Origin of the sequence: Tardiphaga sp. 841_E9_N1_2 (assembly GCF_051811065.1) — a bacterium.
Taxonomy (GTDB): Bacteria; Pseudomonadota; Alphaproteobacteria; order Rhizobiales; family Xanthobacteraceae; genus Tardiphaga; species Tardiphaga robiniae.
Window position 1 is genome coordinate 2,560,861 of record NZ_JBPWQC010000001.1, and the last position, 25,142, is coordinate 2,586,002.

General features: G+C 61.8%; 25 protein-coding genes. 10 read left to right on the forward strand and 15 right to left on the reverse strand.

The genetic code is table 11. The features are described 5' to 3' along the window. The first annotated feature begins 66 nt into the window (after nucleotides 1-66). Genes flgF through flgH form a run of 4 tightly spaced genes read left to right on the forward strand, consistent with a single transcriptional unit; the run spans nucleotide 67 to nucleotide 3,550 of the window. Nucleotides 67-831, forward strand: a complete 765-nt coding sequence (flgF, locus tag AB8A50_RS12430) for a flagellar basal-body rod protein FlgF (protein ID WP_089265179.1) — start codon at nucleotides 67-69, stop codon at nucleotides 829-831. Nucleotides 832-843: 12 nt separating this feature from the next. Continuing rightward, entirely contained in the window at nucleotides 844-1,632 is a 789-nt protein-coding gene (gene flgG, locus AB8A50_RS12435; protein WP_089265180.1) for a flagellar basal-body rod protein FlgG, read from the forward strand. A 5-nt stretch (nucleotides 1,633-1,637) separates the two neighbouring features. Then, nucleotides 1,638-2,792, forward strand: a complete 1,155-nt coding sequence (gene flgA / locus AB8A50_RS12440; RefSeq protein WP_120291372.1) for a flagellar basal body P-ring formation chaperone FlgA — start codon at nucleotides 1,638-1,640, stop codon at nucleotides 2,790-2,792. 5 nt (nucleotides 2,793-2,797) lie between these two features. Further along, nucleotides 2,798-3,550, forward strand: coding sequence for a flagellar basal body L-ring protein FlgH (gene flgH, locus AB8A50_RS12445; protein ID WP_120291875.1), 753 nt, complete (start codon nucleotides 2,798-2,800; stop codon nucleotides 3,548-3,550). A gap of 127 nt (nucleotides 3,551-3,677) precedes the next feature. Here flgH and AB8A50_RS12450 read toward each other — a convergent pair whose 3' ends face one another. The 4 genes from AB8A50_RS12450 to AB8A50_RS12465 form a co-directional block, all read right to left on the reverse strand. Then, nucleotides 3,678-4,466, reverse strand: coding sequence for a 2-keto-4-pentenoate hydratase (locus AB8A50_RS12450; protein WP_439077830.1), 789 nt, complete (start codon nucleotides 4,464-4,466; stop codon nucleotides 3,678-3,680). Between the two features lie 139 nt (nucleotides 4,467-4,605). Further along, nucleotides 4,606-4,869, reverse strand: a complete 264-nt coding sequence (locus AB8A50_RS12455) for a hypothetical protein (RefSeq protein WP_120291376.1) — start codon at nucleotides 4,867-4,869, stop codon at nucleotides 4,606-4,608. A 202-nt stretch (nucleotides 4,870-5,071) separates the two neighbouring features. Further along, nucleotides 5,072-5,482, reverse strand: coding sequence for an RNA polymerase-binding protein DksA (dksA, locus tag AB8A50_RS12460; protein WP_068735634.1), 411 nt, complete (start codon nucleotides 5,480-5,482; stop codon nucleotides 5,072-5,074). Nucleotides 5,483-5,730: 248 nt separating this feature from the next. Continuing rightward, entirely contained in the window at nucleotides 5,731-6,141 is a 411-nt protein-coding gene (locus AB8A50_RS12465; protein ID WP_089265694.1) for a flagellar assembly protein FliX, read from the reverse strand. Between the two features lie 326 nt (nucleotides 6,142-6,467). Here AB8A50_RS12465 and AB8A50_RS12470 point away from each other — a divergent pair, with 326 nt between their 5' ends. From AB8A50_RS12470 to AB8A50_RS12485, 4 genes are all read left to right on the forward strand, one after another. Further along, entirely contained in the window at nucleotides 6,468-7,592 is a 1,125-nt protein-coding gene (locus AB8A50_RS12470; protein ID WP_089265184.1) for a flagellar basal body P-ring protein FlgI, read from the forward strand. Then, complete coding sequence (flgJ, locus tag AB8A50_RS12475; RefSeq protein ID WP_089265185.1) at nucleotides 7,592-7,939, forward strand: flagellar assembly peptidoglycan hydrolase FlgJ; 348 nt, start codon at nucleotides 7,592-7,594, stop codon at nucleotides 7,937-7,939. The genes AB8A50_RS12470 and flgJ overlap by 1 nt, the downstream gene beginning before the upstream one ends. Nucleotides 7,940-7,956: 17 nt before the next feature. Continuing rightward, entirely contained in the window at nucleotides 7,957-8,451 is a 495-nt protein-coding gene (locus tag AB8A50_RS12480) for a hypothetical protein (protein WP_439077831.1), read from the forward strand. A gap of 164 nt (nucleotides 8,452-8,615) precedes the next feature. Continuing rightward, complete coding sequence (locus AB8A50_RS12485; RefSeq protein ID WP_439077832.1) at nucleotides 8,616-9,002, forward strand: hypothetical protein; 387 nt, start codon at nucleotides 8,616-8,618, stop codon at nucleotides 9,000-9,002. A gap of 9 nt (nucleotides 9,003-9,011) precedes the next feature. Here AB8A50_RS12485 and AB8A50_RS12490 read toward each other — a convergent pair whose 3' ends face one another. From AB8A50_RS12490 to AB8A50_RS12535, 10 genes are all read right to left on the reverse strand, one after another. Then, on the reverse strand, nucleotides 9,012-9,371 hold the full coding sequence (locus AB8A50_RS12490) for a hypothetical protein (RefSeq protein ID WP_089265188.1): 360 nt from the start codon (nucleotides 9,369-9,371) through the stop codon (nucleotides 9,012-9,014). Nucleotides 9,372-9,466: 95 nt separating this feature from the next. Beyond that, nucleotides 9,467-9,832 carry a flagellar biosynthesis regulator FlaF gene (flaF, locus tag AB8A50_RS12495; protein WP_439077833.1) on the reverse strand — a complete coding sequence of 122 codons (366 nt, stop codon included), beginning with the start codon at nucleotides 9,830-9,832 and terminating at the stop codon, nucleotides 9,467-9,469. A gap of 3 nt (nucleotides 9,833-9,835) precedes the next feature. Continuing rightward, nucleotides 9,836-10,213, reverse strand: coding sequence for a flagellar biosynthesis repressor FlbT (gene flbT / locus AB8A50_RS12500; protein ID WP_089265190.1), 378 nt, complete (start codon nucleotides 10,211-10,213; stop codon nucleotides 9,836-9,838). A gap of 257 nt (nucleotides 10,214-10,470) precedes the next feature. After that, entirely contained in the window at nucleotides 10,471-12,753 is a 2,283-nt protein-coding gene (locus tag AB8A50_RS12505) for a DUF1522 domain-containing protein (RefSeq protein WP_231079898.1), read from the reverse strand. 382 nt (nucleotides 12,754-13,135) lie between these two features. Further along, the gene (locus AB8A50_RS12510; protein ID WP_439077834.1) at nucleotides 13,136-15,373 is read right to left on the reverse strand and encodes a DUF1522 domain-containing protein; all 2,238 of its coding nucleotides are present in this window, start codon (nucleotides 15,371-15,373) and stop codon (nucleotides 13,136-13,138) included. A 282-nt stretch (nucleotides 15,374-15,655) separates the two neighbouring features. Next, nucleotides 15,656-17,278 carry a flagellar biosynthesis protein FlgL gene (locus AB8A50_RS12515; RefSeq protein ID WP_439077835.1) on the reverse strand — a complete coding sequence of 541 codons (1,623 nt, stop codon included), beginning with the start codon at nucleotides 17,276-17,278 and terminating at the stop codon, nucleotides 15,656-15,658. A gap of 7 nt (nucleotides 17,279-17,285) precedes the next feature. Further along, nucleotides 17,286-19,187, reverse strand: coding sequence for a flagellar hook-associated protein FlgK (gene flgK, locus AB8A50_RS12520; protein ID WP_439077836.1), 1,902 nt, complete (start codon nucleotides 19,185-19,187; stop codon nucleotides 17,286-17,288). Nucleotides 19,188-19,245: 58 nt separating this feature from the next. After that, nucleotides 19,246-21,102 carry a flagellar hook-basal body complex protein gene (locus tag AB8A50_RS12525; protein ID WP_120291384.1) on the reverse strand — a complete coding sequence of 619 codons (1,857 nt, stop codon included), beginning with the start codon at nucleotides 21,100-21,102 and terminating at the stop codon, nucleotides 19,246-19,248. 217 nt (nucleotides 21,103-21,319) lie between these two features. Further along, a complete protein-coding gene (gene msrB, locus AB8A50_RS12530; RefSeq protein WP_439077837.1) occupies nucleotides 21,320-21,826 on the reverse strand; it encodes a peptide-methionine (R)-S-oxide reductase MsrB in 507 nt (168 codons plus the stop codon). Between the two features lie 129 nt (nucleotides 21,827-21,955). Then, on the reverse strand, nucleotides 21,956-23,329 hold the full coding sequence (locus tag AB8A50_RS12535; protein ID WP_439077838.1) for an NAD(P)/FAD-dependent oxidoreductase: 1,374 nt from the start codon (nucleotides 23,327-23,329) through the stop codon (nucleotides 21,956-21,958). Nucleotides 23,330-23,464: 135 nt separating this feature from the next. Here AB8A50_RS12535 and AB8A50_RS12540 point away from each other — a divergent pair, with 135 nt between their 5' ends. Both AB8A50_RS12540 and AB8A50_RS12545 read left to right on the forward strand, forming a co-directional pair. After that, nucleotides 23,465-24,001, forward strand: coding sequence for a SixA phosphatase family protein (locus AB8A50_RS12540; RefSeq protein WP_439077839.1), 537 nt, complete (start codon nucleotides 23,465-23,467; stop codon nucleotides 23,999-24,001). A gap of 58 nt (nucleotides 24,002-24,059) precedes the next feature. Then, nucleotides 24,060-24,485, forward strand: coding sequence for a universal stress protein (locus AB8A50_RS12545; RefSeq protein WP_093757305.1), 426 nt, complete (start codon nucleotides 24,060-24,062; stop codon nucleotides 24,483-24,485). Here AB8A50_RS12545 and AB8A50_RS12550 read toward each other — a convergent pair whose 3' ends face one another. After that, nucleotides 24,486-25,100 carry a hypothetical protein gene (locus AB8A50_RS12550; protein ID WP_439077840.1) on the reverse strand — a complete coding sequence of 205 codons (615 nt, stop codon included), beginning with the start codon at nucleotides 25,098-25,100 and terminating at the stop codon, nucleotides 24,486-24,488. It lies immediately after the preceding gene. Nucleotides 25,101-25,142: the final 42 nt, after the last annotated feature.

The following is a 25,142-nucleotide window of genomic DNA, read 5'->3' on the forward strand; positions in this document are numbered from 1 at the left end:
TGCGGTTTACGGGATCCGCGGCGAGCTTGGGAGAGCGATCCGCGCGAACTTAGGGGAGAACCACCGATGGAGAATATGCTTCTCGTCGGACTGTCGCGGCAGATGACGCTTCGGCGTCAGATGGACGTCGTGGCGAACAACATTGCGAACATCAACACGAGCGGCTTCAAGGCCGAGCGGACGATTTTCGAGGAATATCTGAGCCCGGCCGCCCGCGAAGACAACTTCGTCGGCCGCGACCGCCGCGTGTCCTTCGTGCAGGACCGCGCCACGATGCATGATTTCACCGGCGGCGCGACCGAGCAGACCAAGAATCCGCTGGATGTCGCCATCGACGGCAACGCCTTCCTCGCGGTGCAGACCCCGAACGGCGAGCGCTACACCCGCGACGGCGGCATGCAGATCAATTCGCAGGGCCAGCTCGTGACAGCGTCGGGCGCACCGGTGCTCGGCGCCAATGGCCCGATCGTGTTCCAGCAGACCGACCACGACATCAACATCTCGCAAGACGGCACGGTCACGGTGCTCGAAGGCATCAACCGCATCGACTCCGTGCGCGGCAAGATCCGCATGGTCAATTTCGCGCAGCCCCAGCGGCTGGTGAAGGAAGGCTCCAACCTGTTCTCGGCCGGTCCCGGCGCCAATCCGCAGCCTTCCACCACGTCGAAGCTCAATCAGGGCTTCATCGAGAAGTCGAACGTCAGCTCGGTCGTCGAAATGACCCGGATGATCGACGTCACCCGCGCCTACACCGAGCTGTCCAACATGCTGCAGTCGCAAGGCGACGCGCGGCGCTCCGCCATCGAAAAACTTGCCGACGTTCCGGCTTAAGGAATCTGACCCATGCGCGCTCTTTACACTGCAGCGACCGGGATGGCGGCCCAGGAACTCAACGTCCAGGTCATCTCGAACAATATCGCCAACATGCGCACGACCGGCTTCAAGAAGCAGCGCGCCGCATTCCAGGACCTCATCTACGATCACGTTCGCCGCGTCGGTGCGCAAGCATCGGATCAGGGCACAGTCATTCCGGTCGGCGTCGATATCGGCGGCGGCGTGAAGACCGTCGGCACTCCGCGCATGATGACCCAGGGCACGCTGTCGGCAACCGGCGGCGATCTCGATATCGCGGTCCGCGGCGAAGGCTTCTTCAAGATCCAGCTCACCGATGGCACCTTCGCCTATACCCGCGATGGTACGTTTTCCACTGACCAGCAGGGCCGCATCGTCAACCCGCAGGGCAACCTTCTGCAGCCAACGATCTCGATTCCCCAGGCGTCGTCGCAACTCTCGATCAATGCGCAGGGCCAGGTCTCGGTCATCGTGCCGGGCTCGACGACCCCGACCGTTCTCGGCCAGATCAGCCTCACCCGCTTCATCAACAAGGCCGGTCTCAATTCGATCGGTGACAACCTGTTCACCGAAACACCTGCCTCCGGCCCACCGCAGGACGGCGTCGCCAATGCCGACGGCTTCGGCGACATGCAGCAGCGCAACCTCGAAATGGCCAACGTCGAAGTGGTCACCGAAATCTCGGACCTGATCGCCGCGCAGCGCGCCTATGAGATGAACGCCAAGGTCATCAGCGCTGCCGACCAGATGCTGCAATCCACCGCCGGCATGTTCCGCTGAGGAGAATGATCATGACATCAGCCATGCGTTCGCTTCTCCTCGCCACCGCCCTGCTCGCTGCAGCGGCCACTGCTGCGCTCGGCCAAGCGCAGCGCGACGAGGTCATCGCATCGCCAACGCTGCGCGCCAACGTCACGGTCTCCAGCGACGTGGTGCGGATTGGCGATGTCATCGACAATGCCGGCCCCACCGCGCAGATCGCAATCTATCGGGCGCCCGATCTCGGCACCGTCGGCACGCTATCGACCGCGCAGGTCATCGCGGCGTTGCGGCAGCATCAGGTGATCGGCGTCGATACACGCGAGCTCAAGTCCATTACCGTGACACGGCTGTCGCGCAGCATCGAGAGCAAGGATATAGAGAACCAGGTCGCGCAAGCGCTGGAGAACCGCCACGGCCTTGGTGCCGCCGCCAATCTCAGCCTCACTTTCGACCGCGAAGTCCAGGGCCTGCAGCTCGACGCCAGCAATACCGGCGCGTTGCAGCCCGTCGCGGCCCGGTTCGACGCGCGCAGCGGCCGTTTCGACGTCACCTTTGCGATCGGCAACGACGCCAACGTGTCTGCCACCAAGCTGCGTTTCACCGGCATTGCCGTTGAGACCGTGGAAGCGGCGGTGCTGGTCCGCGGCGTCGAACGCAATGAAGTGCTGAAATCTTCCGATGTTGTTGTCGAGCGTCGCCCGAAAGCCGAAGTCGGTAACGATGGCGTAACGCGCGACCGCGCCGTGGGCATGCAGAGCCGCCGCCAACTGCGCGCCGGTCAGGCAATCCGCAATGCCGACCTCGCCAAGCCAGACTTGGTCACCCGCGATCAGGCAGTAACGCTGATCTACGAAACTGCCGGCCTCTATCTCACGCTGCGCGGCAAGGCCATCGAAGGCGGCACCGAAGGCGACGTGGTCAATGTGATCAACCTGCAGTCCAAGCGCACCGTCTCCGGCGTCGTGGTCGGTCGCGGCCAGGTCGCCGTCTCCGCTCCATCGCCGCGTCTCCCCGCGCAAGTCGAAACTCCCGCGCCAACTCTTGCTCCAACCCGCGAGTCTCTCCCGTCCGAAAAAATCTCCCAGGCCAGACCTCCCCTGACCGACTCTCCCGCTGCCACCTCTCCCGTCGCGCTTGCTGCCAACGACCACGTGCCTGTTTCTCGAAAAGCTGAGTAAAGTTGATGTTCCAGTTCCATCGTCCCTTCGCCACCGGCGCTACGCTTCTGACGGTCGGCCTTGCTGCCAGCGGCTGTTCATCGATCGACCGCCTCGCGTCCATCGGCGAGAAACCGGCGCTCACGGCGATAGAAAACCCAACGACACAGCCTGGCTACAAGCCGGTGCAGATGCCGATGCCGAAGCCGGAGGTCGCGTCCTACAACGCCAACTCGCTATGGCGCAGCGGATCGCGCGCCTTCTTCAAGGATCAGCGCGCACGCCAGATCGGCGACATTCTCACGGTCACCGTGAACTTCACCGACAAGGCCAATATCGCCAACGAGACCCAGCGCAGCCGCACCAATACGGAAAACTCGGGGATCACCGACTTTGCGGGCAGCAAGCTGCTGACAGGTTCGGCCGCCTCGGTCCTGCCCGGCCGTCTGCTGACGGCTGACGGATCGTCGTCGAGCGACGGCAAGGGATCGGTCGCACGGCAGGAAGCGTTGCAGACCAGCGTTGCCGCAGTGGTCACGCAATTGCTGCCGAACGGCAACCTCGTGGTTGAGGGCAAGCAGGAAATCCGCGTCAACTACGAAATCCGCGAACTGATCGTAGCCGGCATCGTGCGCCCGGAAGACATTCAGAGCGACAACACCATCGACAGCGCCAAGATCGCCCAAGCCCGCATCGCCTATGGCGGCCGCGGTCAGATTTCGGATGTCCAGCAGCCGCGCTACGGCCAGCAAGTGATGGACGTGCTGCTGCCCTTCTAACGTTACGAGCTCCCACATCTCATCGTGCTCCCACGCGATGAGGTGTTCACGCGCGGCCTTCCGTCAGCTCCCCTGGCGGAAGGCCGTCGTCGTTCTGGACGGACTCGAAACGCGGCGCAATCATTCGTCAGCTCTTGAAATCCACCTCGACGCTGCCAAGGCCGAGCAATTCCATTCGGACGTGATCTCCGGCATTGAGCCACGCCGTCTGCACCAGGCTGCCCGTCAGTACGAAGTCTCCGGCGCACAATATCTTGTCTCGGGCCGCGAGATGGTTGGCAAGCCAAGCCAGTGCATGATGTGGATGACCAAGAACATCGGCGCCATTGCCGCGCCCCACTTCCGTGCCGTTAACGACGGCACGTCCAATCACCGACAGAAGATCAGGCGCCTTGCCACGAGTAACAGGCGCACCCAGAACACATCCTGCCGCAAAGAAATCATCTGCGATCAGTGTCGGCGCATCCATACTGCGCCAGTCCGCATAACGATCATCGACGATCTCGATAGCCGGATGGTAGGCATCGATCGCTGTTGCGACGTCATCAGCTGTGAACGGCTCGCCCGACGGCATCAGATCGCTCGCGAGCTGGACCGCAATTTCACACTCCACGCCGACATGTACATAATCGTTGTAGCGCAGCGACGTTCCGGCGGCATGAACACCGCTCATATAGAGTCCGCCGGCGCAAGGATGCGAAATACCGAGATATTGCTGCATCACCGCGCTTGTGCAGCCGATCTTGTAACCGACCTGCAAGCCGAAATCGGGCGACAGCAAATTGTGAAGCGCGTCCTGTACGCGATAGCCATCGGCCTCGTCATGCGGGACCGCGTCTGGCGGCAATACGGCGAGCGGCGTGCGGTTATGGCGGACGTAAGCCAGGATTTCGGCGATCGCGAGATACTTTTCCATCGGCGGTCCCTTCGCTCGTCACACGGCTCATGCCGACATATGACTAACGGGTAGCGACCACCATCCTGCTTGGCAACGGTGCGCAGCGTTGCTAGCGCGAACCGACGCTCGCGCCACTGCAACTCCTCGATTCTGGAGTTCAGCCGAAGACCCTGGTCAGGTCTTCATGAAGTCGCCTCATCCCGGCGGGTCCGGTGAATATCTCCTTCACCTCGGCAAGAGCCTCTGTGGTCAGGACGTCTTCAGAACGCCGGCCCTGCGCAGCAGTCGCAAGGATGCGCGAGGCGATCGCGGCCTGATTGCAGGAGGTGCGGTGCTGCTCCGGCACCCTTGCGACGACCTTTTGAAGAACATTCCGCATCAGCGCGATCGTATCGGGATCATAAGAGGCAGGCGCAGCCATTGTTCATCCTCCCGTTTTTTTCTGGAGCAAGCCTACGTCCTATCGGCGAATGATGACGTTCATATTCCCGTGTTTAAGAATGTCGCCGTGCTGCAGTGCAGTCATCGCAGATCACTGCATCGCACAGCATGCGTGATTGCCTTCCGGAACTCCGAAATGAAAAACGGCCGCCCGATGGGGCGGCCGTTTGGCATCTGAAAGACTATTCGTCGCGATAGACCTTTTCGCGCTTCTCGTGGCGCTCCTGAGCTTCCACGGAGAGTGTTGCGATCGGGCGGGCTTCTAGCCGCTTGAGCGAGATCGGCTCGCCGGTCTCCTCGCAATAGCCGTAGGTATTATCCTCGATGCGCAGCAGCGCGGCGTCGATCTTGGAGATCAGCTTGCGCTGCCGGTCGCGCGCCCGCAGTTCGATGGCGCGGTCGGTTTCCGACGATGCACGGTCGGCGAGGTCGGGGTGATTGACGTTCTCCTCCTGCAAAGCCTGCAGGGTGAGTTTCGATTCACGGAGGATTTCTTCCTTCCAGGCCAGCAATTTCGCGCGGAAATAGTCGCGCTGCCGGTCGTTCATGAAAGGCTCTTTTTCGGAGGGGCGATAGCTTTTCAACTTGTCCAAGGCCAATCCATCTATGCGTGCAAGGCGCCGGAAATGACCGGCCGCGCCGCAGCTTATATAGCGACGTCATGTGACAGACAATAACGTCAGGATACCTCCAGAACCGCCGTCCACCGCCCGGTTTCATGGTCGGAACCGTGCTGCTGCAGCGCACCACAACCCCGGCGCGGTCCATTGGTCCAAGAGACATCCGAGCAGCCATACGGCTTATGCGGGTTTCAGCCGCGCTTGGGGCCGGCCTCGCCGACTTAGACCTGGCCGGCCTTGGCCAGCTCAACTTCGACCCGGAGCTCGATCTCGGAGAGCACGGCGTCCAGACCGGGTTCGCCGGATGATTCCTTGAGGTTGGCTGCCGCACTGCGCAACCGCGCCACCATGGCCGGATTGATCGAGCCCGTGAGCAGGCCGATCTTGAGTTCGTCGAGGACATCGAGCGCACCGCGGCCGCGCTTCACCGAGCGCTTGCGACGCTCCATGGGATCTTCGACGCTCTGCATGGCCAGAAGCGCATCGATGCTGTTGGCCGCCCGAGGCGCTACGGTCGGTTTGGTCTCGGAGGTCGGTGTCGCATCAGGCAACGAAAACCCGGTCGAACTGGTTTTCTTCGCTCCTGACGACGGGGCTCCGAATGTAGTGCCGTTCGGTCCGTAAATGCGCATCGGCGTGTCCAGCGAGGGTGATGGCCAATCCCGGCCCACGGCGGCTTGCCGTTCGCTCAGTACCATCGCGAGCGTAAACGGACCTCCATCCGGAAAGGTCGTCTTTTATGGTTAATCAATCGTAAACAGCCCGGCAAAATCTGCCGCAGGCGGCACATTCGCCGGGGCGCAGACCACCATGCAGCCCGCGCGCTTTTATTATTCCTATTATAAATCAGCATCTTAATCCACGAAAAGCCACTGGCACAGCGCTCGCATAGTGAAGGCTGGATCGTCGTCATGGGAGTGGCGAGCGGCCCAGTGAAGACCTCAGCGGGGAGCAGAGGATGCCGAGCCTACCTTCGATCCGATTCTGTCAGACGGCCTGTGCGGTGCTGCTTGTGCTGCTCGTGCAGGCGGTGTCGGCACATGCGACGTCGCGGATCAAGGATCTCGCCAATATCGAAGGCGTCCGGCAGAACCAGCTGATCGGCTACGGTCTCGTGGTCGGCCTCAACGGCACCGGCGACACCCTCAACAACATCCCGTTCACCCGCCAGTCGCTGCAGGCGATGCTGGAACGCATGGGCGTCAACATTCGTGGCCAGACGCTGCGCACCGGCAACGTGGCCGCCGTCATGGTCACCGGCAACCTGCCCGCCTTCGGCACCCAGGGCACCCGCATGGACGTCACCGTCTCGGCGCTCGGCGATGCCAAGAACCTGACCGGCGGTACCCTGCTGGTCACCCCCCTGCTCGGCGCTGACGGCAATGTCTACGCCGTCGCCCAGGGCTCCCTCGCCATCAATGGCTTTGCCGCCGAAGGCGCTGCTGCCAGCATCACCCGCGGCGTGCCGACCGTTGGCCGCATCGCCAATGGCGCCATCATCGAGCGCGAGATCGAATTCGCGCTGAACCGCCTGCCCAATGTACGCCTCGCTTTGCGCAACCCCGACTTCACCACAGCCAAGCGCATTGCCGCCGCCGTCAACGACTTCCTGGGATCCAAGACCGCCGAGCCGATCGATCCCTCCACCGTGCAACTGTCGATCCCGCCGGAGTTCAAGGGCAACGTTGTTGCCCTGCTCACGGAGATCGAGCAGCTGCAGGTCGAACCGGATCTGGCCGCCAAGATCATCATCGACGAACGCTCCGGCATCATCGTGATGGGCCGCGACGTGCGCGTCGCCACTGTCGCCGTGGCGCAAGGCAATCTCACCGTGACGATTTCGGAGAGCGCCAATGTCAGCCAGCCCAATGCATTCTCCAACGGCCGCACTGTCGTCACGCCAAGTACGCGTGTCGGCGTGACCGAGGACGGCAAGAAATTCGCTCTGGTGAAGGACGGTGTGTCGCTGCAGCAGCTCGTCGACGGTCTCAATGGCCTCGGCATCGGCCCGCGCGACCTGATCGGCATCCTGCAGGCCATCAAGGCCGCGGGCGCCATCCAGGCCGACATCGAGGTGATGTGATGAACGTCAACACCGCAGTCGCCGCCTATCAGGCCAAGCACCCGACCATCAACGGCCGCCCCGATCAGAACCTGATCGATGCGCTGCAGAAAGTATCGCCGCAAGCTCAGGCCAAGACGCGCAAGCAGTCCGAAGATTTCGAGGCGATGTTCATCAACACGATGTTCTCGCAGATGACATCAGGCATCAAGGGCGAAGGCCCGTTCGGCGACACCACCGGCACCGGTGCCTGGCGCTCGATGCTGACAGACGAATATTCGAAGTCCTTCGCCAAGGCCGGCGGCGTCGGCATCTCCAACGAAGTCTTTCGTTCACTCATCATCCAGCAAGCCAATCGCGCCAGCTGATCGCAGAGGACACCGCCATGAACAATGCGCAACGCCAGCAAGCCGCCCCGACCGCCGCACCGCGTTCGGTCGCAACGCTGATGGAAGCCCGTCAGCTCGCCGACGAACTCATGAAGGTGATGAACGAGCTGCTCGCCGTCATCGAACAGGAGACGACGCTGGTCCGCAACGGCCATATCCGCGAGGCCATCAAGCTCGAAGCTCCGAAAGCGGACATTTCGCGTCGCTACATTGCGATGATCTCGCTGCTCAAAATCAGCCAGACATATCTCGCGCAGACGACGCCCGACCTGCTCTCGGCCTTGCGCAAGCACCATGACGTGTTCCGTGCGATGCTGCAGGTCAATCTGACCGTGCTCGCCACCGCGCATGCGGTGTCGGAAGGCATTGTCCGCGGCGTCAATGCCGAGGTTCAGAAGCGTAATATCCCGCAGACCTATACGGCGGCCGGTCGGCAGGCTCAGCCGGGCCGGGTCAACATGACGCCCATTGTCGTCAGTCGGTCACTTTGATCGTATAACCGATCATACGGCCGCGGGCGCGAGTGATGCGCCGCAGCATTGCTATCTTTTGACTTAAATTGCAGCGCGCAAGTAAGCACCGGATTCAGCCGTTCGGTGCATAATGTCGTTTGGGAACGGGTCGGGATTTATCGAATGGAGCCAGGAGGGCTGCCATGGGTGCCGACTTCAATATCAAACCGGTGGGGGCACCGGTTGCCACGCCGGTGATACGACCCGCACCAGAAGCGGTGCGCGAAGCTGTGCCTACGCAACTCCCCCCGGACAAGACCGTGTCGGCAGCGCCCCGTGTACTGCAGCCGAACATTTCTGCGGCGAACTACCAGCAGATTGACAGCGAACGCATCTCCAAGGAAGTCATCATCGACAAGGGCGCAGGCGAGATCGTCTTCGTATCTGTGGACAAGAAGTCCAACCAGGTGATCGATCAGTATCCCGAGGAATCGCGACTGCGTTCCCGCGCCTATCTGCGCGCCATGGATACGCTGAAGCAGGACGCAAAGTTGCTTGATCGACGTATGGAAACGGATCGCAGCGTCTAACTGCGCCGATCACGTATCGCGCGTGGCGTAGGCCGTATCAAGATAGGTGCTGCCCGTCGCGGCATCGGTCACGACGGTCTTGATGATCGCCTTGTTGTCGCCGTTGAGCTGGAACTTCGTATCGCCCACCCGGAACGAATTATCCTTGATCAGCACCTGCTGATACTTGACGGTTCCTTCGCTCTTGTACTTCACCTGAGCACGAAAGCCGTCGACCTGCGAGATGGCTATTTCGAACTTCTTGCCGTTGGCGTACTTGCCTTCCCAGCTACCCTTATAGGTTTCGGGATCCACCGCCACATACTTACCTGCCGTGATCGGCACGGTGGTCTTGTAAGCCGTCGAAAGAATGCTCAGAACGTCTGCCATCTCAGCCCCGTCGGGCGCGGTTTCGAATCGCCCGCTGATCCGGCGCTATTAGGCATCGCCGATCACTAAGCTATCGTTACGGATTTCAGGGAGGCTCACGGACGCCCGGACAGACCTGCGGCGATATTGCGATTGATATCGATCAGCGACTGCAGATGTTCGACCTGGCGAACATGCTGCAAGGCGGTGCACTGCGTCAGCACGAAGATGCCGATATTGGCGATATTCTGGCGGATCTCGGTCGATTCCGGATTCTGGTCATTGATGGCATCGCCAACGAAGATCGACCAGAGCTTGCGATTGAACAGAAGAGCTTCGTCGAGACCAGCATCGGTATGGTCCCAGTTTGCCACGACGTCCTGCAGCTTGCGCGCTGCTTTCAGAAGGGCTTGCGCTTCGATGTCTCTCGGTGTCGCCGTGGTCTGGGCAGTACGCGCGTAGGCTTGAGCACCGATCGACATTCGCTACCTCAAAAACTCTTCTTCCCGCTTGATTAGCGGACGTAATTCCTTGAGTGCTTTGTAAAGCGCGCCGCTTAAAATAAGCTTACTGACGTCCTCAATCGTCTCGCGAAAACTTGGAACCGCTTCGATCAATTCCTTGATGAAGCCGAGATATAGCTCCTGATACGCCGGGATATCGTTCTCCAGATACATCATCTGCACGCAGAGATAGACTCGTTTGACCGGCGTCGTAGCAGTCTCCGCCGTGAGAATGTCCTTCTCACGCATGATCGGTGCATCGCCATCAATCAGGAACGCCGTGCGCGTATCGGAATTGGTGATCACGCTCTGACCGATGATGATTCGCTCACCCGGCTTCAGTTCGACTCGCAAAGGCATTCAGCTCTCCTTCCCCGCAGCGGCCGTGAGGCCACATGCAAAGCCAATGGTATCTGGTGCCACGTTTCGGGCGGGCATGCAGTATCCAGAAACCCCGAAAATACGCCTGCGATTCGAATAATACCAGCGTTCAGCCGCCGCATCTTCAGTCTGGGGAAAGCCAGGATACCCGGCGACGCGCCTCTGACCACCCCGCGACCAACGAAAAACGGCGGAGTTTCCCCCGCCGTTCGGTGATCTCGGTGCGGCCGCCAGACTTACTGGAGCAGCTTGAGCACGCTCTGCTGCGACTGGTTGGCCAGCGCCAGCGCCGAGACGGCGATCGACTGCCGGGTCGACAGCGCTTGGCTGTTCGCGGCTTCCTCGTTGGTGTCGGCCAGCGTCAGGTTGGACGAACCGGTCTGCAGCACGTTGATCAGGTTCTTCGCGAAGTCCTGACGGATCTGCACGATCGAGAGATTCGAGCCGAGCGCCGAAGCCAGCGAGCGCAGCTGCGTGCTGGCCATATTGAGCTGGCTCAGTGTCTGGTTCGTCGACGCGTTGTCGATGAAGTCGCTGCCTGAAATGAGCGTCGGCAGGCCCAGACCGGCGGGCGTCAATTCCGAGCCGGTGATGTTCAGCGTCGACTTGCCGGTTTCGTTGAACACCAGCTTGAGCGTATCACCGGCCAGCAGGTTGACGCCGTTGAAGGATGCATCCTGCGACGTCGTGGTGATCTGGGTGATGAGGTTATTGTACTGCGCAACCAAGTTGGCGCGGGTCGACTGTGACGGCAGATCGACAAGCGGCGGCGCAGCGCTGGTGAAGCTCAGCGCCGACGTCACGGTGCCGCCCATGGTACCGCCATCGAGCACCGAGCCCATGGTCGACGACGCGTAGTCGTTGCCCGCCGCGATCACCAGCTTGCCGGTCGCATCGACCGTGGCTGCCAGATTGTTGGCGGCCAGTGCAACGTTCAGCTGCGCGAGCGTCTTGACGGTGCCGTTGGAGCCGTCGCCGAATGTAATATTGACCGGTGTGCCGCCCTTGAACGACGTGAAGGTCAGCGTCGTGCCGCTGATGCCACCCGGACCCGCGGCGCGTGCCGCAGTAAACACGGTCGACGTGCCGGTGTTGCCGGCGAGGCCGAGTGCCGAGAGAGCATTGCCGCTGCCGCTGATCGACAGATCCTGGATCGTGCCGGTGCTGATCTTGAACGTACCGTTGGCGGCAACGGTCGATGCGGTAGAACCCTGCGTGGTGGTTAGAGCGGCCACGCCAGTCGCGGCGTTATTGACCGCAGTCTGCACGCCAGTGGCGAGATCGATGGCCGTGAGAACGTCGGAGATCTTGCCGCCTTGGAGATAGACCGTCGTGTTGCCACTACCGTCCGTGACGAGGTTGGAGCCGACCGGCGAGCCGGAGCCGGCCGGGATGTTGGCCGCTGCCGGAACGGACGCATCCTTGAACGTGATGGTCTTGCCATTGACGTAAAGTGTCGAGCCGCTCTGGATCAGATTTCCGATGGTGCCCGGAGCCGTCGTGCGCGATTGCGAGACGGAAACCGTTCCGGCGCCGACCGATGTCGTCAGGCCGAGCTGCTTCAGCAAATCCGCCTTTCCACTGATGTTGAGATCCGACCCCGTGGACGTCGACAGCGTGAGGACGCCGGCGGCAATCGACGCGACGGTGCCGGACGACGCTGAAGCCGTCGCGACGCCGTTGGAAATGACGGCTTTCTGAACACCGCTAGCGAGATCAATGGCCTTGGTCAGGTCGGCCACGCTACCGGTCGGGGCGCCCGCCGTACCAAGATAGACCGTAGAGTTGCCGTTGCCATCGGTAACCACGTTGGTATTGACGCTATCGACGCCAAGCCCCACGGGAGCGGTGGCCGCGGTGGGTGCCGGCCCGGTTCGGAAGGTGATCGTCTTGCCGTTCACCATCATGGTGTCGCCGTCGTTCGGCTGTGCCGTGGCGCCGATGGTCGCCGCGCCGGCAGGCGTACCGATCAGTTTCAACGTGCCGGACAGCGACGCCGCAGTACCGGCGCCGTCAGGCGCGGCCGTACCGATCAGCGATGCCGCCACGCCGCCCAGCGTGGTGCCTCCAGTGACCGGCGTCGTACCGCCGGCCGTGCCGTTATACACCGCGTTGCTGGTAGCCGTCGCGCTGGCGAAAGTCTGGGTGCCGCGCAGATCGTCCGGTGTTGCGCCCGCGATGGTGGTGGAGACGTTCGACTTGGTCGAATAGCCCACGGGGGTCTGCAGCGCCTGATTCGCGAGCGACTTAGCGGTATCCACGAGCTTTTGCAGCGAGGTGATGCCGGTATTGGCCGCCTGCAGGATCTGCACACCGTTACCGATACCATCGAGCAGATTGTTGATGTCACTGGCGCGGCTGTCGAGGCCTGCTGCCGTGAAGAAATTGGTCGGGTTGTCGAGGGCCGTGTTGACCTTCTTGCCGCTCGCCAACCGGTTCTGGGTGGTCGACAACAGATCAGCAGTGGATTGCAGCGAAAGCAGATTCTGACGAACTGACGCCGAGAGAACGACTGACATGTTGTAACCTTCCTGTTCCCCGCGCATGCCGACCTTCGGGTCGCATTACGCATGGTACGTCTGGGACGAGACTCGGTCTCGCCGCGACGCTGCCGGTGAAGTTTGACGCCCTTCTGGAAGAGGAATCTCGGCCCGCCTGACGGCGATCCCGGATTAAACGCGGTCGATTCTCGACCTACCTGCTTCCTACACGGGCCGAATATGACCGACGACCATTTAAGATATGGTTAACAGCGGATTAAGGCTTTCATAAAACTGTCCCAAAATGGCAAAGGCCCGAAAAGCATAAGCTTTTCGGGCCTTTGAGTTGCGATTGTGACAGCGAAAAACGGCGGGGCTTTCTGCCCCGCCGCCTGGTTTTCGTCTTGTCAGTGCGCCGCGATTAACGGAGCAGCTGGAGAACGCCCTGCTGCGACTGGTTGGCCAGCGACAGCGCGGAGACGGCGATTGACTGGCGGGTCGACAGCGCCTGGCTGTTGGCCGCTTCCTCGTTCGTGTCGGCGAGCGTCAGGTTCGACGCACCGGTCTGCAGAACGTTGATCAGGTTCTTCGAGAAGTCCTGACGGGTCTGCACGATCGAGAGGTTCGAACCGAAGGCCGAAGCCTGGGCACGCAGCGTGCTCGACGCGGTGTTCAGCGTGGTGAGCACCTTGTTGGTCGCAGCGTTGTCCAGGAAGTCCGTGCCCGAAGTCAGGCTGGACAGGCCGAGGCCGGCCGGTCCGAAATCGACGCCGGTGAGGTTCAGCGTGGACTTGCCGGTTTCGTTGAACGTCAGCTTGAGCGTGTCGCCACCGAGCAGGTTGACGCCGTTGAACGACGAGTCCTGTGCCGTGGTCTTGATCTGCTCGAGGATGCCGTTGAACTGGTTGACGAAGTTGGCGCGAGTTGCCTGAGCAGTCGCATCAGCCACCGGTGCTGCTGCAGTCGAGAACGAGAGCAGGCTGGTTGCCGTGCCGCCGATCACGCCGCCAGCGGTGCCGCCCAGCGTCGACGAAGCGTAGTCATTGCTCGTCGAGATGGTCAGCTTGCCCGAAGCGTCGAGCGTTGCCGTCTGGTTGTTGGCCTGCAGCTTGGAGTTCAACTGGTCGAGCGTCTTGACGGTGCCGTTGGTGCCGTCGCCAAAGGTGACGTCAACTGCGGTACCGCCATTGAACGAGGTGAAGCTCAGCGTCTTGCCGTCCACGCTGCCCGGGGTCGAACCACGGTTAGCAGTGAAGCTCAGGGCATTGCCGGTGTTGCCACCAAGACCGAGCGCCTTAAGAGCGTTGCCGGTGCCGGAGATGCTGAGGTCGGACGTGATGCCCGTGCTCAACTTCAAGGTACCATCAGCGCCGATGGACGAGTTCGTCGTGCCGGCCGTTGTCGCGAGGGTAGCACCGCCCGCAGCAAGCGTTGCAGTCTGAGTGCCGGTGGCGAGGTCGACTGCCTTCAAGATGTCCGCGACAGTCGCGTCACCCAAATAAACGGTCGAGTTACCTTTGCCGTCGGTTTCCAGCTTGCCGGACACACCGGTGTGGGTGGCCGAAGCCGACGGAGCATTGCCCGACGCGAAAGTGATGGTCTTGCCATTCACGTTCAGGGTCGAACCCGCTTCGATCAGCGTGCCGAGCGTGGCGGAGGAAGTCGAACGATAGGCAGTCACCGACGCATTGCCCGAACCGCTCGAAGACGTCAGACCGAGAGCCTTCAGGCTGTCAGCCTTGCCATCGATCTGCAGATTGGCACCCGTCGTCGTCTTGAGGGCGATCGAACCACCAGTGATGGTTGCAGCCGCGCCACTCAAAGTCGCAACACCGTTTGCAACCGAGGTCACGGTACGAACACCGCTCGCAAGGTCGATAGCGTTGGTTACGTCGGCCACATTCGTCGCGGCATTCAGAAGGACGGTCTGGTTGCCCGAACCATCGGTTACCGTGTTGCCGCTATAGCTCGAGCCAGTTGGGATCGTGCCGGCGGTTGGAGCGGCACCGGTCTTAAAGGTGATGGTCTTGCCATTCACCGTCAGAACGTCACCATCCTTGAACGTGGAAGCGGTTGCGTCAGCCGCGAGAGCACCGGTCGCACCGTAGAGCAGTGTAGCACCGGTGATGTTCGCCGGAGTACCGGCGTTATCCTGAACGACCGAGCCGTTGAACGTGCCTGCGATGCCGCCGAGCGTATCAGCGAGAGCCGCAACGGTCACGCCACCAGCCGTACCGTCGGTGAGCACGTTGCTGGAAGCGACAGCGTTGCTGAACGAAGCCGTCCCACGGAGGTCGGAAGCAGTCGCGCCGGTGATCGTGGTGGAGACGTTCGACTTGGTGGAGTAGCCACCCGTGGTCTGCAGCGCCTGGTTGGCGATCGACTTCGCGGAGTCGACGAGCTTCTGCAGCGAGGTGATGCCGGTGTTGGCAGCCTGAATGATCTGAACGCCGTTGCCGATGCCATCAAGCAGGTTGTTGATGTCGCCGGCGCGGTTGTTCAGGCCCTGGGCCGTGAAGAAGTTGGTGGGATTGTCGAGCGCCGAGTTGACCTTGTTACCGGTCGAGAGGCGGTTCTGAGTGGTGGAGAGAAGGTCCGCGGTCGACTGCAGTGAGAGCAGGTTCTGACGGACGGAGGACGAGAGTGTAATGCCGGACATGTTTGGTTACCTTCCTGGTAGACACAACGAGCGACCTTCTTGGTCGACGAAGGGAAGATGACGCTGAGGTTCTAAAATTGCGTAAAGGGAATTGTGCGGATTTAGCGCTCCCTGTGCGTGTGTTTGACTACCTGCACCCGTCCCCCAAAACGACAAAGCCCGACTCGTAAAAGTCGGGCTTTGTCGTTTGTTATCAGTGCTTTTGTATCGTTGGGAGGTTGGCTTCCCGGATTTTGACGAGGCGACCAAAACCCGGCGAAGTTGTAAACACGAAGCAACCCGTTAAAGAAACTTAACCAAGCTCATCTGATAAAGATTTGACGTTGTCTGATACGAAGCCTGCAAAGCGGTCTGCAGCGCCAGAATTTTGGTTGCGACCTCGTCATCATTGATGCCCTCGATGGAGTCGAGCATCGTCTGGGCCATGGCCTTGGTCTGCACCTGCCGATCCGTAGTCGATTTGATCGATGCCTGCGCGCCGGCGAAGTCGGCCTGGATGTCCTGAATCGTCTGCTGGCCGGGGATATCCGCCAGGTTCTGCGCCACGCGCTGGTTCAGCGCCGCGATCTGCGCACTGGCGTTCTTGGCATAGGTCGCATTGCCGAGTTGTGCCGGATCGACGGCCACGGCCGCGAACACGGCGACTGTCTGCAATTGCGCGCGCAGGGCCTGCTCATCGGCGCGTGCGCCATATTGCACCGTGATCGATGTATCGACCTGGGAGACTGCCGATCCGCGGGCCGAGCCGTTGGCGGCCGTGTCCTGCTCGCCCTGATACCAGATCACGGTATTGTCGGCCGTGCCGGCAACGAGCGTGGTTGCAGAGCCGAGCGGCGTCGACCCGACGCGCAGCGGCGGCTGGTCGAAGAAATTGTCGCCAGCCTCGATCGCAGAGGCCGCCACCATCGGCCCGTTGGCGAGATCCTTCATGGCTGTGCCGAGCGCGGTATTGAGGTTCGCTGCGGTTGCCGTCGATGACGGCGCCACCGGCGGAACGGCGTTCGGCTGACCGGGATCGATCAAGAACGAATTGGCTGGCAGGGGTGTCTTATCCGATGCGGTCAGGACGATGTCTTCCTTCGTGCCATCCGGCATCGTGAAGGTGAACTTGACCTGATCGCCGACATTCGGGTTGGTCGCCCCAAGATCGATCGACATCGATTTCTGCACGGGCGTTGCCGGCGGCGTCGGCGGAACGGTTGCGGGCAGGTCGACCGGCTGGGTGACCGTCGCACCGGCAATCGTGGTGGACACACCTGTGACCTTCATGCCGAACGGCTGCGCCACAGCCGGCGGTGCCGGTGTCGCGTCCTCTTCCGAGATCACCACCGAGGTCACCGGGGTTCCGACTGCGCTGCCAACGCGCCCGTTTGCGTTGACACCGAGATCGGCCGTCTTGCGCTCGGCGATCACCTGCTTGAGGCCGGCGACGAGCGCACCATTGCCGTTCATGATCTGGTCGGCGGGCGCGACCGGCGCCGTATCGGTGGCGCGGCCGGAAAACAGGTAGCGGTCACCCGACCGCGCATTCAGCATATCGACGGAATCGAAGAAGCCGAGCGAAGCCGTCTTCTGCCCCGGCGTCTGACCGGTATTGTCGAAATTGCTGCCGGCGCTGACGGCGGCGCCTTTGACATCCGATCCGATCGCCACCAGCCGCTGCAGCGACAGATTTGCCACGCCGATGCGCGTGTTCAGATTGACGGCAGTATCGGCATAGGCCGCAACGCCACTGATCTGCGCGCGGAGCGCGATCGCGAGACTGCGACCGCTGCCCTGCCCTGCATAGGTGTTGGAGATCTTGCCGCTCGACAGCTGCTGCGTCAGCGTGTCGAGCTGATCGCGCAGATTGGTAATTCCGGATCCGATATAGGATGTGCGTGAGCCGACACCGCTGATTGTCATGATTGCCTCAGAATGCCTGCATCAGGGTTTTGTATAGTTCGTTGACCGTCGACATCACGCGCGCATTGGCCGAATAGGCGTTCTGCAGAGACAGCAGATGCGCCATCTCGTCATCCATATTCACGCCGGACGCGTCTGCCATCTTCTTGTCGAGTGTGTTGAGAACGACGTTCTGGCCATCCGCAAGTTGCTTGGCGGAATCCGCCGCGGCGCCCTGTTGCCCGACGAACTGGCGCATATAGCTCAGCAGCGTCCCCTTGAACGGCGCCGTATCACTGCCCGTTCCCGTCGCCGGCGAATAAGTGAAACTGGCATTGTTCAACTGGTTGAGCAGGAGGGCCGACCGCGTCGTGTCGCCTGCTGCCGTCGACCCGCTATAAACCACCAGCTTGGAGGGGTCGGCGACGATCGCATTGTTGATCGTCAGCCGGCCGGCGAGACCGGCCATCTGCGAACCGTTCTTGCTGATGCCACCGCTATAGGCAGCGCCGTTGTCGGTGAACAGCGCCAGCTCCGGGCTGCCATTGCTTAGATCGGTGGGACCTTGCGTGACCGTCACCGACGCCGCATTGACGTTGGCGAATGCGGGATTGTTGACAACGGTGAGCGCGCCGGCCGTGCCGGAGAACGTAGCCTGGCCGCCAAGCGCCGCGTTCAACTGATTCAGAACCGAGCCGAAGCCCGAAGAAAAATCGAGGCCGATGACGGTATCATTCGGATTGCTTGTTGCCGTGTTCTGCAGCGGCAGCACGCTGGGATCATCGACCCGCATGAACGAAATTTCGCGCTGCGTGTTGGTCGCCGTATCCGTATACGTGAAGTGAATGACATTGCCCGGCTTCATTTGCGATACGTCGAGCGTGAAGCCGGTCGGCGTTCCCGGCGGCAGCGTCGTCGGCGGCACCGTCGGCACGGGAAAGACGCTTCCGGCCGTCGTCTTGTCCGAGAGCGCACTCGAGATCGATGCTGCGAACTGATCGAGCTGATTCTGCGCCTCGACAAGCGTCTTGTCGCGAAGTTCAGTATATGCGGCGATCGTGCCCGACTTGATAGCGCCGGCAGCAGTCAGGTCGATCGATCCGCCGTTCGGAAATTCGATCACCACCGAGCCGAGATTGCTCTTGCTGGGATCCGCGCTCCACGTCGTGCCGGCCGATACTGTGCCTTGGGCATTAAACGCCAGTGTCGCCGCTTCGTTGCCCACCAGCTGCACACCGGAACCGGTGAAGATGGTGACCTGATTGGCGCCATTGGTGGTGACGCGGATATCCATCAGCTGCGACAGCTGCGTGACATATTGATCGCGCTGATCGAGCAGCGCGGCGGTGTTGGAATCCGTCGATGTTCCGCCTTGCGGATTGGCCGTCAACTGATTGTTGATCTTGGCAATCTGCTTCATCAGAGTGTTGGCGGTCGTCACCGAATCCTTGATGCCGCTTTCCGCCGAGCTGCGCAGGTTCTGAATACCCTGCGTCATCGAATTCAATTGTTGCGCGAGTGTTTGCGCGGCGTTGAGCACGCCGATCCGCGCCGACTGACTGTCCGCGCTCGTTGACAGCGCCTGCACTGCTGTCGTCAGGGCATTGAAGGAATATTCGAGCGAGCCGACTGAACCAGGATCGCCGTAGAGGCTCTGCATCTGCTGCAGGAAGCTCGACCGGAGCGAGGCATAGCCCGCGCCCGACGTTTCGGTACGGAGCTGCGCCTGGATATACTGATCGAGTTCGCGATTGACGCCGACGGTGCGGACGCTGCTGCCGTTGCCGGAATTGACTGCGACCTGATCCGTCGACTTGCGAATGTAGCCAGGCGTTTCCGCATTGGCCACATTCGAGGAGACCAGCGACATCGCGGCCTGATTGGCGCGCAGGCCGGACATGGCGATGGAGAGTGCGTCGTTCAGACTCATAACTAACTGTCGCTCTCAAGGTTGACGCGGGAAGAAGGCCGCAGATGCGGCCCTCCGATTAACGCATCACGTTCAGCAGATCCTGAACCATGGTGTTGGTGGTCGTGATCACCTTGGTATTGGCCGAATAGGCCTGCTGGGTGACGATGAGCTTGGTGAATTCATCGGCGATGTCGGTGTTCGACGACTCCAGCGACGAGCCGGAAATACTGCCACCCTTGCCGTACAGCGCTTCGCCGGATTCGTTGGTGGTCTCGAACGCACCGCCGTCGATGCGCTTGAGGAAGTTGGCGCCGTTGAAGGTGGCAATGCTGACTTCGGCAAGATCGATGTTGCGGCCGTTGGAGTAGCTGCCGACCACACGTCCTTCATTGCTGACCGATACGCTCTGCAGCTGACCCGCAGCATAGCCGTCCTGCTCGAGCTGATTGACCTGGACGTTGCCGTTGGTGTCGGCGAATTGCGTGAGACCGCCCGTGCCGAACGCCATCGTGACATTGCCAAGGCTCTTGCCGCTGACGGTCAGGCCGGTCAGCGTGATCTGGCCGACAACGGGCTGCATCTGGCCGTTCGGGCCGAACTTGAAGTCGGTGCCGACATTCTGCCAGGCAGGGCTTGCACCCGTGGCCGCTGGATCGGTCTGGTAGAACAGGTTCCAGGTATCCGTTCCGCCCTGCGTGGCGGACTCGACCTTCGCCCATCTGAATTGCAGGCTGACCGGTGCACCGTTGCCATCATAGACCGTCTTGGCGCCACCGCTGATCGATTCATCGAGGAAGGTCTGGGAGTCACTGCCGATCACGACGCCGGTGCCCGCCGTGCCGCCGCCCGAACGAAGGCCGGTAACGGTGCCGGTGAAACCCAGGGCCTGGAATGCGGCGACCGCCGTGGTCGTCGAACCTGCCGCCAGCGTAAAGTCGTTCGCCGTACCGGAGTTCAACGTGATCACGCCGGTGGCGGACACGCTCGATAGCGGCGACGCATTGCCGGTCGCGGTGTCGATGGCGGTGAGCACGTCGCCGACATCGGCCGTGTCGATAGGGATAAAGGTCGTGCCTGGCACGGCTGCAGGAGCAACGGCGCCCGTGTAGAACGAAAGCGTCTTGGTCGTGGTGACACCGGCACTGGTGGTCTTCAGCACGAGCGTATCGCCGTTGGCAAAGCCGACCGGCAGCGTATCGCTGCCGGATACGGGCGCGAGTTTGGTATTCGCCGAGATCGGCGCCGGCGTCGTCGCGAAATTGTTGCGCGCGTTTCCGGGAACAGCAGTATTGCCGAAGGGCGTTGCCGCAGTGCCCAGCACACGCGGGTTCGACACGAAGTCGGCCGATCGCAGCAATTCGGAACCAGGCACCGACGTCTGATGCTTGGTGGTCAGCGGATAGCTGGCGAGGTTGGCGCGGTAATCGATCTTGGTGGTGGCCTGCGACGGCAGGAAGTCATTCTGGAAGCGCAGCACTTCCGGCGTGCTGCCGGCCGGGTTGCCGGTCGAGGGATCGATCTTGACGCCCTGCAGATAGTAGCCGGCGCCGTTGACGAGATAGCCGTTCTTGTCGAGCGAGAAGTCGCCGCGCCGGGTGTATTTGTTGACGCCGTCAAAGATCGGCGTGGAGTCGGAGACGTTGCCTGGCTTCTGCACCGCAAAGAAGCCGTCGCCGTTAATGGCCATGTAAGTCGCAACCGAAGACGACTGCACCGATCCCGCGATGGTGTTGGTGCTGCGCGATTGCGCCGTCACGCTGCCGGCCACCTGTGCGGATGTGCCGGCATCGGGAATGAGGTCGAGGAAGCTGGTATCGATCCGCTTGAAGGCGGTGGTCTGCGAGTTGGCGATGTTGCCGGAAATATTTTCCAGCGCATAGGAGTTCGCCCGCAGGCCCGCAACGGACGTGGTGAGAGCGCCGAAGATACCCATTACATCGTCTCCAACTTCGATCCGGGCGGCCCGCCGGATGGTGCCAAATTCACAGCCGCTGTCGGAGGAGATGTCGCAAGCCCCGTGCCAAGGGGATAAATTCAACGAATTCAACGCACTAAACAAAGAACCCCGGTCCATGGACCGGGGCACAATTGCCTAGCAGGGAAATAATTGCCGGATCGGCGCCTGATTTCGCCGGGTTCTGCGTAGTTGCTCAGGTCGCCGACGGCGCGGCCGGTTTGAAGATCATCGCGAAGCCGTCCATGCAGTAGCGCAGGCCGGTCGGCTTCGGGCCGTCATCGAAAACGTGACCAAGATGGCCGCCGCAGCGACGGCAGTGGATCTCGGTGCGGACCATGCCGAGCGTCGAATCCTTGCGCTCGCCCACAGCATTCTGCAGCGGCTGCCAGAAGCTCGGCCAGCCGGTGCCGCTCTCGAACTTGGTGTCCGACGAGAACAGCGGATTGTCGCAGCCGGCGCAGGCGAAGGTGCCCTTGCGCTTTTCCTTGTTCAGCGGGCTCGAATACGGCCGCTCGGTGCCTTCCTTGCGCAGGATCTCGTATTGCTGCGGCGTGAGCTGTTTGCGCCATTCCTCGTCGGTCTTCACGACTTCGAACTTCTCGTCCGAGGCAGCCCGCGCCGGCGAAGCCGTCAGCCATTTCAGCGACAGCAATCCTCCCAGGCCAGCAGCGGTCGTCAAAAGAAAGCGGCGGTCGATCATGGTTGGTCTCCCTGACAATCGAGACAATCATCTCGTTCGCTTGAAATACGGGCGGACGAGCCGGAAGTTACACGCCGGTTCCGAAATATTACTCACGTTTTGTTGCGCGCCCCAACCGGGTGGATCGGCCTAGCCCGGCCGCGGGCCCCGCGTTCCCGCGCGCAGATTGGCCTCGGCCAGCCGGGCCTCACGGATCCGCTCCCGTGCCCCGGCCCGTTCGCGGTACCGCGCCAGCGTGCCGGCCAGCGCCGAACCCTGCCGCTCCCATAGCCCGACCGCGTAGCCGACGGCCCGCCCGGTCGTGCCACCAGCCCAGACCAGTTCGAACGGCGCGAACAGCTTGAAGCGATCGTCATAGGCATACATGCCACGGGCGATCAGTTGCCCGGCCATGGCCGTTGTGTTGAGGCCCCGATGGCTGAAGCCGCTGGCGACCCACAATCCCTGACGGAGTTGCCCGATCTGCGGCATGCCGTGGACGGTCTGGCCGAGCGCACCGCCGAAGGTCTCGGCGATGGCAACCTTGCCCAGCGCCGGAAACACGGTGCGGATGCGGCGCGCGATGGCGCCGGCATAGCGCTCCGGCTGCCCGGCCCAGGTTGTTTCCGGGCTCGACCACATCAGCCGATCACCATCGACAATACGGAAATGGTCGACGCCGTCGCTATCGCTCACCGAGCCCTGAAACGTCACCGCCTCGGCGAGACGCTCACCAAGCGGTTCGGTGATGCCGGCATAGCGCCACACCGGCAACAGCGTGTCCGACAGCTTTTGCGCAGGCGCACCGAGATGGATATTGCCGGCCAGCACGATTTGTGTGGCACGCATCCGCGCCGACGGAGTCACGATGCGTTTGCGGATGCCGCCGGCATCGATGCTGACTACCGGCGTGTCCTCGAAGATACGCACACCAGCCTGTTTCGCCAGCGCTGCGAGGCCCAGCAGATATTTGCGGCCGTCGATCTGGAACGCCTTCGGATAATGCACGCCGTGAAAGTAGCGTTTGGTTTTCAGCACGTCGCGGACACGGTCGATCTGCCAGCCGTCCACTTCAGTATCGAAATCTTCGCCGAGCATCTGCAGGCGTGAGATCAGGCGATCGCCGACATCAACATTGGAGACTTCCAGCGCGCCCTCGGACAGGCCGAGACCGGGGATCAGGTCGTCTGATGCCTGGGTCCGGACATACTCTGCGCCCTGCTTCGACAGCGACCACAACTCACGAGCGTCCTCCAGGCCAACACGCGCAATCAGATCGGCGAGCGGCAGGCCAAAGCCCGGCATCACGGTTCCCAGCTGGTTGCCGGACGCGTTCCAGCCGACATAGCGCCCTTCGAGCACCGCGACGCTCGCACCCAGACGCGCCGCTTCCAGCGCAATGCTGAGCCCGGCGAGCCCGGCCCCGACCACGCAGACATCGACATCGAGGCTGAAGGTCAGCCGCGCGCGGTCGGCGTCGGCGACCTCAGGTCCAAATGTCACGCTTGCGGAAGGGGCGGTCATAACGTTTTCTTACGGACAGGTGGGGCGCTTGTCACCTTGTCCTCACGGTTCATGTCCATTAATCCGCAGACCTGAGGTCTGGCGCGACCGCGCCGCCCGCCTCGCTACTACCTCTTGCCGAATCGAGATCGCGCCATGCGCCGTTTACTGCTGCTGCGTCACGCCAAGACTGAAACGGACGCGCCGAGCGGCAAGGATTTCGATCGCAGGCTGGATGACCGCGGCCGGCTGGATGCGGCTCTCATGGGCGCCTGGCTCAGCAGAAATCCGCCCCTGCCCGACCTGGTCTGCGTCTCCACGGCGGTACGCGCGCAGCAGACCTGGAGCCTCGTGGCCGCGGCAATGCCAGCGGCGAAACCAACAGTCGCCAGCCTGGATGAACTCTATGGCGCCGGCCTCTCCGAATTGCTGGCGGTGATCCGCGGCGCAGCCGTGGAAGATCCAGAGCAGCTGATGCTGGTCGGCCACAATCCCGGCCTGCATGAAATGGCGCTCAGCCTGATTGGCGGCGGCGATGCCGCAGGCAGGAAAGCCGTCGCCGACAATCTGCCAACCGGCAGCATCGTGGTGATCGACTTTCCCATCGAGGACTGGAACGACGTTGCCTTCCGCGGTGGAAAACTCGTGCAATTCGTCAGTCCGAAACTGCTGAAGGGCGCCGCGGGCGAATAAGCCGCGCCCATCGGAACCGGTTTGTGCTATCCTTCTCCGGACGACGATGGAGGTGCGCATGTACAAATCCATTCTGGTCCCGATCGATCTGGCCGAAACCGATGTGGCCAAACCCGCGATTGCCCAGGCCGCGACGCTGTCGCAAACCTTCGGTGCCACCGTCCGGCTGCTCAACATAATGCCGATGACGCCGGTGATGCTGGCCGAATATGTCCCGGCGGATTTCGATACTCAGCAACTGGAATCGTCGCAGGCCGCTCTTGCGGCGGTGGCACGCGATTGCGGCATCGACAGTAGCCGCGTCTCCAGCGTGGTGCGACAGGGCGGCATCTATCACGAGATTCTCGAAGAAGCCTCGGCGATCAAGGCCGATCTCATTGTGATGACCTCGCACCGCCCGGCGATGCGCACTTACTTTCTCGGCTCCAATGCCGGCCATGTGGTGCGCTATGCGAAATGTTCGGTACTCGTCGTGCGGCCGTGACTACGGCAACAGCTCCTGCGGCACGCTGCTGAATGTGTAGTTGCGCGGTTTGTTGCGGCGGATGAAACCGCTGATCTGCCAGCCGGAGAATACTGAGAAGCCAACGATGAAGACCACGCCGGCAAACTCGCCGGTGAGCAGCGCACGCAGGAGCAGCGCTGTCATTGCGAGACCGACAAAAGCCAGTGCCACGACAATCATTGTGTAGATGCCTGGTCGCAGGCCGGAGCTTAGCCTGGCTAGACTACCTGCCGCAGCGAGGCGTCGATGTAGCTCCAGGATAAACGCGCTGTAGCCCGACTGCGGCTCCATCAGCGCGACGGTCTGTTTCGACGTCGAGAAGATCGTGATGTGACGATCGTCGGCATGATCGATATCGGCGCGAAAGCGGCGGTGCTGCATACCCATCGGCCGATAGGACAACCGGATCGCCGCGATATCCGCATAGGCCCAGACACCAGAGCGACGACCTGTGCGCCATAACAAACCTTCATCGGTCAATTCATAACGATGCGCGGCGCCAATCAGGGAGGCCTTGTAGGCATAGGTGTGCCCCGGCCCTGCCGCTTCTGCGGCAGACGATGCGTCCCTGCGCCTGAAGAGGGTCTTGAGCAAACAGAAGTCCCCTGCACTGTTCGACCTCGCTTGCTTGCGCGA

Bases quoted from the DNA above. Each gene is read 5' to 3' on its own strand.
- flgF (WP_089265179.1), top strand. From the start codon at position 67: ATGGAGAATATGCTTCTCGTCGGACTGTCGCGGCAGATGACGCTTCGG.
- flgG (WP_089265180.1), top strand. From the start codon at position 844: ATGCGCGCTCTTTACACTGCAGCGACCGGGATGGCGGCCCAGGAACTC.
- flgA (WP_120291372.1), top strand. From the start codon at position 1,638: ATGATCATGACATCAGCCATGCGTTCGCTTCTCCTCGCCACCGCCCTG.
- flgH (WP_120291875.1), top strand. From the start codon at position 2,798: ATGTTCCAGTTCCATCGTCCCTTCGCCACCGGCGCTACGCTTCTGACG.
- AB8A50_RS12450 (WP_439077830.1), bottom strand. From the start codon at position 4,466: ATGGAAAAGTATCTCGCGATCGCCGAAATCCTGGCTTACGTCCGCCAT.
- AB8A50_RS12455 (WP_120291376.1), bottom strand. From the start codon at position 4,869: ATGGCTGCGCCTGCCTCTTATGATCCCGATACGATCGCGCTGATGCGG.
- AB8A50_RS12465 (WP_089265694.1), bottom strand. From the start codon at position 6,141: ATGCGCATTTACGGACCGAACGGCACTACATTCGGAGCCCCGTCGTCA.
- AB8A50_RS12470 (WP_089265184.1), top strand. From the start codon at position 6,468: ATGCCGAGCCTACCTTCGATCCGATTCTGTCAGACGGCCTGTGCGGTG.
- flgJ (WP_089265185.1), top strand. From the start codon at position 7,592: ATGAACGTCAACACCGCAGTCGCCGCCTATCAGGCCAAGCACCCGACC.
- AB8A50_RS12480 (WP_439077831.1), top strand. From the start codon at position 7,957: ATGAACAATGCGCAACGCCAGCAAGCCGCCCCGACCGCCGCACCGCGT.
- AB8A50_RS12485 (WP_439077832.1), top strand. From the start codon at position 8,616: ATGGGTGCCGACTTCAATATCAAACCGGTGGGGGCACCGGTTGCCACG.
- AB8A50_RS12490 (WP_089265188.1), bottom strand. From the start codon at position 9,371: ATGGCAGACGTTCTGAGCATTCTTTCGACGGCTTACAAGACCACCGTG.
- flaF (WP_439077833.1), bottom strand. From the start codon at position 9,832: ATGTCGATCGGTGCTCAAGCCTACGCGCGTACTGCCCAGACCACGGCG.
- flbT (WP_089265190.1), bottom strand. From the start codon at position 10,213: ATGCCTTTGCGAGTCGAACTGAAGCCGGGTGAGCGAATCATCATCGGT.
- AB8A50_RS12505 (WP_231079898.1), bottom strand. From the start codon at position 12,753: ATGTCAGTCGTTCTCTCGGCGTCAGTTCGTCAGAATCTGCTTTCGCTG.
- AB8A50_RS12510 (WP_439077834.1), bottom strand. From the start codon at position 15,373: ATGTCCGGCATTACACTCTCGTCCTCCGTCCGTCAGAACCTGCTCTCA.
- AB8A50_RS12515 (WP_439077835.1), bottom strand. From the start codon at position 17,278: ATGACAATCAGCGGTGTCGGCTCACGCACATCCTATATCGGATCCGGA.
- flgK (WP_439077836.1), bottom strand. From the start codon at position 19,187: ATGAGTCTGAACGACGCACTCTCCATCGCCATGTCCGGCCTGCGCGCC.
- AB8A50_RS12525 (WP_120291384.1), bottom strand. From the start codon at position 21,102: ATGGGTATCTTCGGCGCTCTCACCACGTCCGTTGCGGGCCTGCGGGCG.
- msrB (WP_439077837.1), bottom strand. From the start codon at position 21,826: ATGATCGACCGCCGCTTTCTTTTGACGACCGCTGCTGGCCTGGGAGGA.
- AB8A50_RS12535 (WP_439077838.1), bottom strand. From the start codon at position 23,329: ATGACCGCCCCTTCCGCAAGCGTGACATTTGGACCTGAGGTCGCCGAC.
- AB8A50_RS12540 (WP_439077839.1), top strand. From the start codon at position 23,465: ATGCGCCGTTTACTGCTGCTGCGTCACGCCAAGACTGAAACGGACGCG.
- AB8A50_RS12545 (WP_093757305.1), top strand. From the start codon at position 24,060: ATGTACAAATCCATTCTGGTCCCGATCGATCTGGCCGAAACCGATGTG.